This window comes from Ralstonia psammae, assembly GCF_958405935.1.
GTDB lineage: Bacteria > Pseudomonadota > Gammaproteobacteria > Burkholderiales > Burkholderiaceae > Ralstonia > Ralstonia psammae.
The window spans coordinates 91,735-103,847 of sequence record NZ_CATZBU010000004.1 but is presented as its reverse complement, the minus strand read 5'-3'; the positions used below and the strand labels follow the sequence as shown (position 1 = coordinate 103,847).

Annotated in this window: 12 protein-coding genes and 2 pseudogenes; 6 read left to right on the top strand and 8 right to left on the bottom strand. The window is 64.5% G+C overall.

From position 1 onward, the window contains the following. The first annotated feature begins 516 nt into the window (after window positions 1-516). The 3 genes from R2N16_RS10030 (at window position 517) to R2N16_RS10020 (ending at window position 4,829) form a co-directional block, all read left to right on the top strand. Entirely contained in the window at window positions 517-1,944 is a 1,428-nt protein-coding gene (locus tag R2N16_RS10030) for a discoidin domain-containing protein (RefSeq protein WP_316665522.1), read from the top strand. A gap of 182 nt (window positions 1,945-2,126) precedes the next feature. Further along, entirely contained in the window at window positions 2,127-3,788 is a 1,662-nt protein-coding gene (locus R2N16_RS10025; RefSeq protein ID WP_316665520.1) for an alkaline phosphatase D family protein, read from the top strand. A gap of 27 nt (window positions 3,789-3,815) precedes the next feature. Continuing rightward, window positions 3,816-4,829, top strand: coding sequence for a 2-dehydropantoate 2-reductase (locus tag R2N16_RS10020; protein WP_316665519.1), 1,014 nt, complete (start codon window positions 3,816-3,818; stop codon window positions 4,827-4,829). Here R2N16_RS10020 and R2N16_RS10015 read toward each other — a convergent pair. The 4 genes from R2N16_RS10015 to treA are packed head-to-tail and all read right to left on the bottom strand — an operon-like array spanning window position 4,826 to window position 7,867. Beyond that, the gene (locus R2N16_RS10015) at window positions 4,826-5,518 is read right to left on the bottom strand and encodes a Crp/Fnr family transcriptional regulator (RefSeq protein WP_316665518.1); all 693 of its coding nucleotides are present in this window, start codon (window positions 5,516-5,518) and stop codon (window positions 4,826-4,828) included. The genes R2N16_RS10020 and R2N16_RS10015 overlap by 4 nt on opposite strands. Before the next feature lie 17 nt (window positions 5,519-5,535). Then, window positions 5,536-5,907: a 2OG-Fe(II) oxygenase family protein gene (locus R2N16_RS10010; protein ID WP_316665517.1), complete on the bottom strand. Its 372-nt coding sequence runs from the start codon at window positions 5,905-5,907 to the stop codon at window positions 5,536-5,538. A 47-nt stretch (window positions 5,908-5,954) separates the two neighbouring features. After that, window positions 5,955-6,218, bottom strand: a complete 264-nt coding sequence (locus R2N16_RS10005) for a DUF2164 domain-containing protein (RefSeq protein WP_316665516.1) — start codon at window positions 6,216-6,218, stop codon at window positions 5,955-5,957. Between the two features lie 35 nt (window positions 6,219-6,253). Then, window positions 6,254-7,867, bottom strand: a complete 1,614-nt coding sequence (gene treA / locus R2N16_RS10000; RefSeq protein ID WP_316665515.1) for an alpha,alpha-trehalase TreA — start codon at window positions 7,865-7,867, stop codon at window positions 6,254-6,256. Between the two features lie 235 nt (window positions 7,868-8,102). On the opposite strand from treA, the gene R2N16_RS09995 reads away from it, so the two are divergent. The 3 genes and pseudogenes from R2N16_RS09995 to R2N16_RS09985 all read left to right on the top strand — a co-directional run. Next, complete coding sequence (locus tag R2N16_RS09995; RefSeq protein ID WP_316665924.1) at window positions 8,103-8,486, top strand: VOC family protein; 384 nt, start codon at window positions 8,103-8,105, stop codon at window positions 8,484-8,486. Between the two features lie 48 nt (window positions 8,487-8,534). Further along, a pseudogene (locus R2N16_RS09990) lies at window positions 8,535-8,678 on the top strand (helix-turn-helix domain-containing protein); the annotation flags it as partial. Beyond that, window positions 8,677-8,955, top strand: a pseudogene (locus R2N16_RS09985) (HD domain-containing protein); the annotation flags it as partial. The pseudogenes R2N16_RS09990 and R2N16_RS09985, both read left to right, overlap by 2 nt. A gap of 81 nt (window positions 8,956-9,036) precedes the next feature. Here the strand turns inward: R2N16_RS09985 and R2N16_RS09980 are convergent. The 4 genes from R2N16_RS09980 to R2N16_RS09965 form a co-directional block, all read right to left on the bottom strand. After that, complete coding sequence (locus R2N16_RS09980; RefSeq protein ID WP_316665514.1) at window positions 9,037-10,209, bottom strand: GGDEF domain-containing protein; 1,173 nt, start codon at window positions 10,207-10,209, stop codon at window positions 9,037-9,039. A gap of 92 nt (window positions 10,210-10,301) precedes the next feature. Next, window positions 10,302-10,574: a hypothetical protein gene (locus tag R2N16_RS09975; protein ID WP_316665511.1), complete on the bottom strand. Its 273-nt coding sequence runs from the start codon at window positions 10,572-10,574 to the stop codon at window positions 10,302-10,304. 81 nt (window positions 10,575-10,655) lie between these two features. Further along, window positions 10,656-11,429 (bottom strand): ABC transporter substrate-binding protein, encoded by a 774-nt coding sequence (locus R2N16_RS09970; RefSeq protein WP_316665510.1) that lies wholly within the window; start codon window positions 11,427-11,429, stop codon window positions 10,656-10,658. Window positions 11,430-11,705: 276 nt separating this feature from the next. Beyond that, window positions 11,706-12,056: a hypothetical protein gene (locus R2N16_RS09965; protein ID WP_316665509.1), complete on the bottom strand. Its 351-nt coding sequence runs from the start codon at window positions 12,054-12,056 to the stop codon at window positions 11,706-11,708. Between the last annotated feature and the right edge of the window lie 57 nt (window positions 12,057-12,113).

Here is a 12,113-nt window from a genome sequence, read left to right as displayed (position 1 = left end):
CCCCGGTCGCAGTGCCGTAAACGCCGCAAAGTGCACGCCGGCGCCACATTGCAGTGGTGCGCAAGTGCGACACCCAGCAAGGATTGCACCCCTGCCACGCGACAAAACGTCGCAGTAAAAATAACAATAGCGACGATGCACGTGCAGATTGATCGACGTTCGGAAAAATTGACATGTCAGATTTACACGCGCGTGTGGCGACTTGCTCCCACGGCGGAGAATTAGGGCAAGAACGGCTTTCTTATTGGGGTTTCGCAGCGTCAGCGAAACCCTTACAGTCTCGACCGCGACTCGCCCTCTCGATGTAGTCGAGACCCCAACAAGAAACACGACGGTACGAAGCAACAGGGTTTTTTGGCGCGTCTTCATCCTCGTCACTCCCCCGGTTTGTGGCGCTTTTTCAAATCCGGATTTCCCGGAATTGGCGGAGCTTTGCCCAAATTCAGAAATGTGACGCGGACTTAATGCGGCGATTGTCCCGCCCGACTGACCCACTTGCACAGGAAGTCCCGTTTCATGCGCTCCAATCTGATCTCTTTCAGCCGTTTTGGCCTGCTTGCAGGCGCGGCGTTTGCCCTCTTTTCGGCTGGCGCCCAGGCCAACTGCGTTGCCAATCCGCCCACGCAATCCAACACGACCTTCCCCGCCAGCCTGACCGGCAAGCTCGCGTATCACAGCTACGTCAACTACGGCGACGGCACCAGCCAGATCTTCATCTACGACTTTTCGGCACGCACGCTGCAACAGGTGTCGAAGGCGGCCTGGGGCATCCAGGACCCGATGAACGCCGTGTTCAGCCCCGACGGCAAGTGGCTCGCCTTCATGGGCATCACCAACAACGCGTGGAACGTGTTCTTCTGGCAAGTCGGTTCGACCAGCATGCCGATCAACCTGACCAACAGCACCGGCCAGACGCGCAACGAAGACCCGAAGTTCAGCGCCGACGGCAAATCGCTGTTCTTCAAGCAGAACGGCGACGTCATGCAGGCCGCGCTGTCGTACACCAGCTCGGGCCCCGTCCTCACCTCCACGGTGAATCTGACGCGCACGGCACCGACGCTGGAAAACTCGATGCCGTTTGCCACGCCTGACGGCACGGCCGTCTACTACACCACGGGCACGGGCTCGGGCATGGGCCTGTACAAGCAGACCGTGGGCAGCACCACCAAGGTGGCGTTCGACACGCCGGCGGGCCTGGCGACGTACTACCCGATCGTGCGTGCCGACGGCACCGTCTTCTACGCCCGCTGGCACGACGCGACCAGCCAGGCCGACCAGATCTACACCAAGGTCAACCCGAGCGACACGCCCAACCAGCTCACGCTCAACGACTGCAACAGCAACAACTCCGACCCGTCGCCCGTGAACAACACGAACTACGTGTTCTTCTCGTCGACAAGCGCGGGTGGCTACCAGCTTTACCTGGGCGATGCGAGCACCGGCCAGCGCTGGAGCCTGTCGCAGTTTGGCGTGAACTCGGACACGACCAAGGCCAAGCTCGGCTCGAACTACTACGCGGGCGCACCGACGGCCGCTGCACAGGCTGTCACGCTGCTCTCGCAGGGCAAGCCGGCCAGCGCATCGTCGAGCTACAGCGCGAGCCTCGGTCCGGCCTACGCGTTTGACGGCAACACCACCAACACGCGTTGGGACTCGGTGGAAGGCGTTGCAGGCGCGCAATGGCTGATGGTGGATCTCGGCTCCACCCGCACCATCACCGGCGTCGACCTGTACTGGGACGCAGGCGCCAAGGTGTACTACATCCAGACCTCGAATGACGGCGTGACCTGGACGAACATCTACTCGACCTCGAGCGGCGCTTCGTGGGGCCACACGTCGCTGGCCAACCTCAAGGGCAGCGGCCGCTATGTGCGCATGTACGGCACGCAGCGCGCCACGCAGTGGGGTTACTCGCTGGATGAAATGCAGGTGTGGGGTTACTAAGCGGCAACACCTGCATCGGCTGACATGACAAACGCCCCGATGGCTTCGGCCATCGGGGCGTTTGTCATGGATGCGATGGGCGGGCCGCATTGGGGCCTACCCCTAAATTGTCAAAAGCTGAACATTCAGCCCAGGCACGACTCGGCACGATGGCGTCTCCGCACCACGCCCGAGGATGCACGATGCCCACCCGTAACCCGCCGCACACCCCTGCGCACGGCATGAGCCGGCGCGATTTCCTCACGCTTGGCACCGCCGCTGGCCTTGGCGCGCTGGGTCTGAGCCTGCCCGAAGGCGCGCACGCCGCCGCGCATGCCCCAGACGCCAACTGGCATGCCGGCCAGCTCGCACACCTGATTCCCGCAGCCAGCCACGACCGCTTTCTCATCAAGGCATCGTTCCAGGCACCGCTTGCGCATGCGCCGTGGCTGATGGTCAACCGCAAGCGCGTCGCGGGCGAGCAAACCGATGCCGCCGGCCGCTTCTGGCGCTTCGACGTGCGTGGCCTGCAGGCCGCCACGCAATACACGCTGCGCATTGTCGATGCGGGCGGCAAGCCGCTGGCCGACGCGTGGCCGCTGCGCACCTTCCCCGCGCCCGATGCCACGCCCGCGCACCTGCGCATCCTGGCCTACACCTGCGCCGGCGGTTTTGACGGCCCGCCGGTAGCCGGCAAGACCGCGTGGCTCGATATGACCGCACGCAGCCGCCTGCTGGCGCGCGGTATGTCGTTCGCGCCCGACACCATCATCGCCAACGGCGACCACATCTACTGGGATCTGCAAACCTCGCAGAACAAGCCCTTCGCGCGCCAGGTGCGCGAGTTGATGTGGGCCAAGTTTGGCGGTGCGCTCGACACCTCCGTGCCGATGTCGCATCCGAAGAACGAAGCCATCTTCACACGTGTGTGCGACTACCAGATCAGCGGGCTGTACGGCACCACGCTGCGCTCCACGCCTGCGTATTTCCTGACCGACGACCACGACACCTTCGAGAACGACGAGTTCGACGACAAGGTTGCAACGCTGCCGCCGGAGCCGTACGGGCTGGTGGGTGCAGAGCTGACGCAGCGTCGCTACTACCCCGAGTTCCTGCCCGACGCCAACCGCCCTGTGTGGCTGCCCGGCGGTGACAAGGCCGGCATGCCGCCTGACACCAACAGCGCCTTCGGCACGCTGCGTTACGGCGCGCTGCTCGAAGCCGTGCTGTACGACTGCAGGCGCTTTCTCGACAACAAGGGCATCCACGCACGCGTGGTGCCGCAATGGGTGGAAGACTGGCTCGTGGCACGCACGCGCGCCGAAGACACCGCGCATTTCTTCCACGTGCCGTCGCTGCCATTTGCGTATTCATCGGGCAAGCTGGGCGACTGGTATCCGGACCTCCTCGACAGGAAGACCGGTCGCCTCGTGGCCAACCAGCCCAAGCCCGGCTGGCAGAGCGGCTGGCATGCTCAGCACCAGCGCCTCGTGGCCGCGCTTGCCGCGCAGAAGCAGCGTGCGGCCGTGATCGTGCAGGGCGACTTTCATGCCTCGGCCGCCGGATCGATGTCGCGCTCGCGGGACCTCGTTTTCGCACAGCCCGTGCACACGGTCATGACAGGTACGCTCGGCACCGGCGACCTCGCCTTCCCTTCGGCGTTCCGCAGCATCGAGACTACGCCGGCGCTGTCCGTCGCCATGCAGGAAGCGCTGCGCCCGACGGAGAAAAACGGCTTTACCATCATCGACGTGACGCCAGAGAAGATGACCTTCTCGCTGTTCATGTGGCGCCCGCCCGAGCCGGTGGAAGCCATCGATACGCTCCAGCCGGCCCTGGTGTACGAGGTGCCGCGCCTGGCTTGAGGTGTCAGTGCAACAACAAGGAGACGCATGACGAAGATCTGCATCGTGGGCGCCGGCTCGATCGGCTGCTATCTGGGTGGCCGTCTGCTGGCGGCCGGCGCCAACGTTACGCTGGTCGGCCGCGCGCGCATCGGTAACGAGCTGCGCGCGCACGGCCTCACCGCAACGGACTACCGCAATGGCCGCTGGCACGTGCCGCCAGCCGAGGTGCGCTACGTGACCGACCCCACCGCAGCCGCCGATGCCGATCTCGTGCTGGTCACCGTCAAATCCGCCGCCACGCAATCCGTCGCCGATGCGTTGAAGCCCGTGCTGCGCGCGGGCGCCATCGTCATCAGCTTCCAGAACGGCCTGGGCAATGCCGACGTGCTTCGGGCCACCCTGCCGCAGCAGACCGTGCTGGCCGGCATGGTGCCCTTCAACGTGATGCAGCCCGGCCCCGGCGCCTTCCATCAAGGCACGGGCGGTGCGCTGGAAGTGGCGGCATCACCCACGCTGCAAGCATTTCTCGGAGACTTCCTCCGCGCGGGTCTGCCGCTCACGGAACGTACCGACATGCGCGCCGTGCAATGGGCGAAGCTGCTGCTCAATCTGAACAACGCCATCAACGCACTGGCCAACCGGCCGCTGAAGGAAGAACTGTCGCAGCGCGCCTACCGGCGCTGCCTGGCGTTGGCGCAAACGGAAGCGCTGCGGCTGCTGTCGCGCGCAGGCATCCAACCCGCCAAGCTGACGCCCATACCGCCCACGTGGATTCCACGCCTGCTCGCCACGCCCGATGCGGTGTTTGCGCGACTGGGCGGCAAGATGCTCGCCATGGATCCGCTTGCGCGTTCGTCTATGTCCGACGACTTGGCCGCCGGACGCCTGACCGAAGTCGACTGGATCAACGGAGAGGTCGTGCGCTTGGCGCAGCGCCTGGGGCAACCCGCCCGCGTGAATGCACAACTGTGTGCGATGGTGCACGCTGCGGAATCTGCCGCCACGCGCCCGAGCTGGTCGGGCAACGATCTGCTGGCGGCCTTGCGCGCGGCACGTTAATCGGCGCCGGCTTCGCTCGCGCCAAGCAACAGCGCCATGTCTTGAATCTCGATGTGGCCATAGCGCAGGCGGATCGCACCGAGTTTGACCAACGCCTGCAGCTCCTTGCTGAGCGTCTGGCGGCTGATGCCCAACATCATCGCCAACGCATCTTGCGAGGTGGAGATGCTTGCGCGCCCTTCTGCCGATAGCGACACATCGCCGTGCGCCAGTGAAGCTATGCGCCGCGCCACGCGCGCCCGCGTACCATGCAGCGCTGCACTCGCCAGCGAGCCGTAAGCCAGGCGCAAGCGCGTCGCTACCAGTCGCGCCATCGCTCCGGCAAATGCAGCATCGCGCATCAATGCTTCAAAGCGCGCCACGCTCACACCCAGCACTTCCGAATCTTCCAGCGCGATTGCGCAATGGCCGCGCGGTTGCTGGTCCAGCGTCGACACCCCGCCAAACCAGTTGCCAGGCTCCACCAAGGTGAGGATCGCCTCGTCCCCGTCGGCATTGAAGATGGAAAGCTTGAGCGCGCCGCTGGCCACGCCAAAAAACGCGTGGGAACCGGCTTCCATCGGATCGCCCTGGCGAAAGAGACATGCGCCGGCTGCGATGTGCAGGGGTACGGTGGCGGCAAGCAGCGCATCGGCAACGTACGGCGCGAGGCTCAGAAACCAGGGGTTGGCGGCAAAGGCGTTCGTCACGATTCAGTTCCCGGCCGTCACGCCCCGCGGCCCAACACCCACCCTATCGACAACACATACCGGCTGCCACCCGCCACACGCGTCACGCTGTGCTCGCACGCATCGGGCCGGAACAGCTTGATGCGCCGCGTCTGGAAGATGGGGTTCGCGCAGACAAACTCGCCGCCCGAGCGTGGCGACTTCAGCACGATGTTCAGCCGATAGTGTCGGCCGTTGGTCACGGGATCGGTATGCGGCGGAATTTCCGAACCGTCCGGGTAGCGGATCAGGTAGCTGTCGAACGGGATGGGCCACGGCGCGGTGGCCAGCAGCATCTTGTCGTAGCCCGTGCCCTGCCGGCCGCGCTGCCAGCGGAAGGCCGTGCTGAAGAATGCGCGCAAGGAAGACATGGAAGCGAAGCAGCCCCGCAATGGAATCCGGGGATGGTAGCCGGGAACTATCGGCGCTTGTCGAATTTCTTCCAGTACTCGAACGGCTCCTGGTGGCACTCGTAGTCCAGCTCGGCCACGCGCGTGTGCAGGCGTTCCTGCACCTCTTGCACGGCGAGGTTGTAGACCACGGGGCCGATCTCTTCCAGGAAGAAACTGAGCAGCGCACCGGCCTGGATGTTGCCGATATGCTCGTCCATTTGCTCGGTGAAGTAGCGCTGGATGGATTGAACGGCCTCTTCGCGGACGTCGCGGTCAAGTTCGATGGGCATGCGCAGGGCTCGCGGTGGCGGATGAAACCGCCAGCTTACTGCCCACGACCATATGCATCCAGCAGCTTGAGCGTCACGCCGTTGGTCCAGCCGAAGCCGTCCTGCAATGGGTATTCACCGCCGCCACCGCCGGTGCCCGTTCCATCGACGATGTATTTCTCAACGAGCTTCTGCTGGCTGGCGTAGAGCCGCTCGACGCTGCCCAGAAAGCGCTCGCCGATCGCCTGGGCAAGCGGCTGCCAGCCGTATCGCTGCGCGCCGCGCAATGCGATCCATTGCAGCGGCGCCCAGCCGTTGGGCGCGTCCCACTGCTGGCCGGTCTTGAAGGTGGTAGTGGACAACCCACCCACCTGCAGCAACGCCTGCTGGGTCCATTGCAATGTCTTCCACGCGCGGTCTGGCCGTGCGGCGCCCACGAACAGCGGATACGTCATCGCGGCTGACTTGTTGTCGCGCATGCGGCCAAGCTGCCAGTCGTAATCGGCGTAGTAGCCGGCGGGGTGCCACAGGTAGCGCTCGATGGCGACGGCACGTTTTCCGGCGCGCACGGAATATTCCACCGTACACGCCAAATCGCGCGCCGCTGCGCAACCGCGCGCAATGGTCTTCTCCAGCTGGAACATCAGGCTGTTCAAATCCACCGGCACGATCGACGTGGTGCGGATGGTGCCCAGCGTGGCGTTGTCGCCAAACCAGCGCGAGCTGAAATCCCAGCCGCTTTCGGCCGCCGCGCGCAGGTCGCGCCAGATCTCGTTGGCCGGGCGCCCGGGTGTTTGCTGCGCGGTGGTCACGTCTTGCAGATAGGACTCGGGGCGGGGGGTGTCCTGGTCGTCCCAGTAGCGGTTGAGCACGGTGCCGTCACGCATGACGACGACATTGTTGCTCGCCTGCCCGGCAGGCGTGGTGGTGGCGCCGCGCATCCAGTACGCGTACTCCTTGCGCAGTTGCGGCAGGTAGCGCTTGAGCGCCGCGTCGCCCTCCTGCTGTGCGGCAAGTTCCACCATCAACGCGAAGAACGGCGGCTGGGAGCGGCTCAGGTAATACGTGCGATTGCCATTGGGAATATGGCCGAACTGGTCGATGGCATAGGCGAAGTTGTCGAGCATGTTGTCGACGAGGTCTTCGCGGCCGGCCTCCTGCAGGCCGAGCATGGTGAAGTAGGTGTCCCAGTAATAGCCCTCGCGAAAGCGGCCGCCGGGTACCACGTATGGCTTGGGCAGAGGAATGAGCGAGCTGTTGTCGGGCACGGTGGTTGTCGTGCGCGTGAGTGCCGGCCACAGCCAGTCGATGTGCGCGCGCAAGGACTGGCCCGCAGGTGGCGTGACGGGTGTATCCACCGGTGGCGTGAAGTACTGATCGACAAACGTCTTGAGCGAGAAACCCGGCACGTTCTTCTGTGCCTGATACGCCTGCAGGATGAATGCCGGCGCAGCCTTGGGTACCGCATCGACAAACGTCTTCTGATCCGGATACACCTGCGCGGTCTGCACGGCCACGAACAAGTCGCCGTAGAGCTTGTCGGGCGACGGTGGCAACGCGACACCCACGCCAACATCGGCCAACGCAGACGCCGCCGCCAAACTGAACGCCAGCCATGCGGCAACATGGGCCGCACAACGCCGGATCAAAAAGTGAGCCTGTCGATGCATCGTCATCTCCTGCCTGGTGGACTCGAAGCCAGTCCAGAAAAGGAGACGCCGACAGCGTTGTCAAATCGACAGGTTTTGCGCAAAACGGCGGCGCACCGAAGCCCCAGAAAGGGCGCCATATCGGGCTCTGCGGGCAAGCAACTTGCTGACGCACGCCGCGGCGGTTTGCATGCGAGCATGCGTGGCCTATCGTGTAACCAGCACGGTCACATCCCACGTCACGCCGGGGGCTCGCATGGGCATCGAACTGAACCACACCATCGTCTGGTGCCGCGACAAGCAGAAGTCCACGCGCTTCCTGCGCGACATCCTCGACCTGCCCGAGCCGATCCCGTTCGGCCAGATGCTGGTCGTCCCGCTATCGAACGGCGTGTCGCTCGACTTTTTCGACAGCGATAAGCCCATCGCCAAGCAGCATTACGCCTTTCTCGTCAGCGATGCCGAGTTCGAGCGCGCGTTCGAACGCATCCAGGCAAAGGGACTGGCGTACTGGGCGGACCCCGCCAAGAGGCGCCCAGGCGAAACCTATGGGCACAACGGCGGGCGCGGCCTGTACTTCGACGATCCGGATGGGCACTTTCTGGAGATCATGACGCGGCCGTATGACCTCGGTTCGTAAGCTCGCCTACCATGAGCGGTTTGATGGTCCATCTGCGCCCTCGCCAACATGGTCAATTCTCCACTTGCCCTACGCCCGCTGGGGCCGATGCTGCGGCGCTGGCGCACCCTGCACCGCATCAAGCAATTGCACGCTGCTGAACTGTTTGGCGTCACGCAGTCGACCATCTCGCGGTGGGAGGCCGGCGTGCGACACCGTCGTCATGCTGTGGGATGAATATGAAGCGGCGGCCACGCCGGAAGCACAGGCCGTGAAGGCGCTGGACAAGCTGGAGACCATCCTGCAGCACAACCAGGGCGCAAACCCGCCGGACTTCGATTACGCATTCAACCTCGGGTATGGGCAGCGCTACATGCAGGCCGCGCCGATGTTCACCACGTTGCGCGGGCTATTGGATGCGCAGACGCGCCAGCGGACGGCGGAATCGACCAACGCAGCGGGCACAGACGCCCCGCGCACTGCCCCATAGCACGCCTGCACGAGGGTGTTCTTCTACGGCACGGCGCAAGTCAGCGCTTCGGATTGCCGTGACCTTGCGTGCGACGCGACGCTACACCCCTGCGGCCGTGTTGGCAGCATCGGCAGCGCAGATCCGGTTGCGCCCCTGATGCTTGGCGTCGTACAGCGCGCGGTCTGCACGTGCGCTCAGCCGGTCGAACGATTCATCGGGTTGCCACGCCGCCACGCCACCGCTGATGCTGTAACGGCACGGCTGCGTACCGGCCAGGACAACCTGCTCGGCAGCGGCTTTGCGCAAGCGCTCTGCGAGGTGCATGGCGTTGCCGCTGTCCGTGTCAGGCAGCAGCAGCGCGAACTCTTCACCGCCAATGCGCCCGAGCACGTCGGTTGGGCGCAACTGTGCTTGCGCCATCTGCACAAATGCGCGCAACACCGCATCGCCCGAAGCATGGCCGAGGGTGTCGTTGATGCGCTTGAAATGGTCCAGATCGAGAATCAGCAATGCCAGCGGCCTGGGGTGCCGTTGCACACGGCTGACATGGCGGCGTGCCAGCGCCTCAAAGCCCTGGCGCGATAGCGCACCGGTCAGGAAATCGCGATTGGCCGCATCGCACGCGTCGGCCAGCAGTGCGTCATGCACCATCAGCATGGCCGACATTGACAGGACGGGCATGATGGCCGCCGCAACCACGAGCAACAGCACGCTGCCGGCGGTGGCAAACATGCTCGGGCTGGAGGCTGCGTCCAGCGACAGGAAATAGATGCCGCGTGCGAGCTGACAAACGCCGAACACGAAAGCGATGATGGCCGTGACCCGATACGGATAGGTCGGTCGACCGGCGGGCGAATGGCGCACCAGCATCCACACCAGTGCCATACAAAACGCGGCGGAAAACAGCGTGGTCGAAAACACCCGCATGGGAATGCTGTCAACCGCGTAGCGCCAGTAGATGACTGCCAGCCCCACCGCCGTCACGCCTGCCAGCAAGATGGGCCACTGTGGCCGGCGGCCGAGAAAACGCGCACAGCCCGCGTAGTACGCAGCACCACCCAGGGCCAACAGGACATTCGCCACGACGACCGACAGGCCATCGGGAATCTTCCCGCGCAGCAGGATCAACGGCAACGCCAGCACCACTGCCAAGTTGGCACCAAACCATTCGGCAATGCCTGCCTTGCCGGCGCGCAGCAACGACCCCAGCAGCCCCAGAAGCACGAAGCTCATCAGCGCCGACGTGGCAATGGCGACGCCTGGATCCAGCATGAGCACTCCCCGGGGTTTTGAGCGGGAGGATTCTACGTGAGGGTGTTGCTGGGCAATATCACCGGACGGGGGGGCAAACCATGTTGCGCTGATCAACGACCGCGACGGCGTGTCTTTTCGTGCGGCGTCTTCATTTCCGGTGATTTGTCAGATTTGTCAGCGCTGCGACCGGAGAACCAAGTCACCACGCCTGTCACCAGCATGACGAGCCCCATGACCAACGGGATCAGCAGAGCGCCCCACCCGCCACCTGCCCGCATCCCCTGGCTCACGCCGGACACGAGAAAGAGGAAAGCAACCAACCCCACCGCAATCAACAGCAGGCCCAGGAGCGCCGAAAGCAATCCTTTGGTTGAAGCCCTCATGGTGCCTCGCTCCAGATTGAAGAATCGAAGTGCTACGTCGCAAGCCGCACGTGCACCATCAGGCGGCCAACGCTTCGTGCATCACGCGTGGCCTGAAAGCCGCGAAACAATGGCACCCGGGTTCTTGATTGCCGGTGCCACTGTGACGCCCGTCACCCCATGCCGCTGCAACGCCTGCGCAACAAACCCCGACGCCTTCATGTCTTCGACAAAGCCGGCGACATATGCCGCCGCCTGCGCCCCCCGGCTGGTCGGCACGCCCATGGCCTGGCGAATGACCATGAAGCGCTCATCCAGCAGGCGCAGACCCGGCACGTTGGCGGCATCGGCTTCGAGCTGTTGCTTGACCCCCGCAGCCACCTCGCTATGCGAGTCCAGGAAGGTTTGCACCACGGCGGGCGATGTGGGTGCGCGGACGATCTCCGCGTGCTGCAATTCACGCGTGAGATACAGGTCGTACGCACTGCCCTTGCCGACGACGACGCGGTTGCCCGCGCGGTCCACATCGGCGTTGGTACGGATGGGCGAATCGTTGTGCACGAGGTAGTAGCCCTCGATCAGCAAATAGGGTTCGGTAAAGGAAATGCTCGCAGCGCGGCGCGGGTCGATGGCAAAAAAACCGATGTCGGCCTGCTCTTGCGAGACCACGTCGACCGACTTGCCGGCCGCATCGACCACCACCAGCTTCAACGCCACACCCAATCGTTGCGCCAGCGCGTGCGCCAGATCAACGGACACACCGGCGGCTTGTGCGTGCGCATCCAGCTTCGCCAGGATCGGGTTGCCCGTGTTGATGGCGGCGCGCAGAACAGCAGTGGGCGCAAGTGCTGCAAGCAAGGTGGCGTCGATGGGCATGGCGGGTATCGGCTAGGGGGTGAGAATGCGGCAGATCTTGGAGATGGCGTCGAGCGTGCGGTCACTGCAACGCTTGCATTCTAGTGCCACCGCACAGGGTTCAGGGCTTGGGGCCGAGATCGTCTACCGCATGTCCGCCGGCGGACTGCAACGCGGCTTCGGCGGCGTCCAACTGGGTGGGCTCGGCGTCGATGGTCAGCAGAAAGCGCCCGCCGATCACGACGTTCTGGAATTGACGCTCGTAGGTCTCGGCGTTCGCGCCGCCGGGCTGGTGGCTCAGAACAGCGCCATCTGCCGCATCCCGAACCCAATCGCTTCTTCGACCCGCATGCGTGCGTGCGTGAGCGACCCCTCGATGCCCGAGAGCGTGCCGGCCAGCCAGCGGTAAAGAAGCGGCGCCTGACCACGCGGGCTCAGGTGGATTTCACCGAGCTTCTTGCCGCGCTTGTCGCGGTAGTAGTGAGAGCGGTAGCCGCGTTCCCAATGCGTGATGGGGCCGCGCCATCGGCGCAAGCGGCGGGGTTTGGTGGGGGAGGTTTCGGCCGGTGATGCCGACACGGGTTCCTCCCAGCCGAAAGCGGGTTTGGCGAACAGCGGCAAACCATCCAGATCGGGGTAGAAATCCATCGTCGTATGCTCAGCTAGCCGCGCCGCCGCAGGCTTTGCAGACAAACACGGCGCGTA

Bases quoted from the DNA above. Each gene is read 5' to 3' on its own strand.
- R2N16_RS10005 (WP_316665516.1), bottom strand. From the start codon at position 6,218: ATGCCCATCGAACTTGACCGCGACGTCCGCGAAGAGGCCGTTCAATCC.
- R2N16_RS09980 (WP_316665514.1), bottom strand. From the start codon at position 10,209: ATGCTGGATCCAGGCGTCGCCATTGCCACGTCGGCGCTGATGAGCTTC.
- R2N16_RS10025 (WP_316665520.1), top strand. From the start codon at position 2,127: ATGCCCACCCGTAACCCGCCGCACACCCCTGCGCACGGCATGAGCCGG.
- R2N16_RS10030 (WP_316665522.1), top strand. From the start codon at position 517: ATGCGCTCCAATCTGATCTCTTTCAGCCGTTTTGGCCTGCTTGCAGGC.
- treA (WP_316665515.1), bottom strand. From the start codon at position 7,867: ATGCATCGACAGGCTCACTTTTTGATCCGGCGTTGTGCGGCCCATGTT.
- R2N16_RS09995 (WP_316665924.1), top strand. From the start codon at position 8,103: ATGGGCATCGAACTGAACCACACCATCGTCTGGTGCCGCGACAAGCAG.
- R2N16_RS09975 (WP_316665511.1), bottom strand. From the start codon at position 10,574: ATGAGGGCTTCAACCAAAGGATTGCTTTCGGCGCTCCTGGGCCTGCTG.
- R2N16_RS09970 (WP_316665510.1), bottom strand. From the start codon at position 11,429: ATGCCCATCGACGCCACCTTGCTTGCAGCACTTGCGCCCACTGCTGTT.
- R2N16_RS09965 (WP_316665509.1), bottom strand. From the start codon at position 12,056: ATGGATTTCTACCCCGATCTGGATGGTTTGCCGCTGTTCGCCAAACCC.
- R2N16_RS10020 (WP_316665519.1), top strand. From the start codon at position 3,816: ATGACGAAGATCTGCATCGTGGGCGCCGGCTCGATCGGCTGCTATCTG.
- R2N16_RS10010 (WP_316665517.1), bottom strand. From the start codon at position 5,907: ATGTCTTCCTTGCGCGCATTCTTCAGCACGGCCTTCCGCTGGCAGCGC.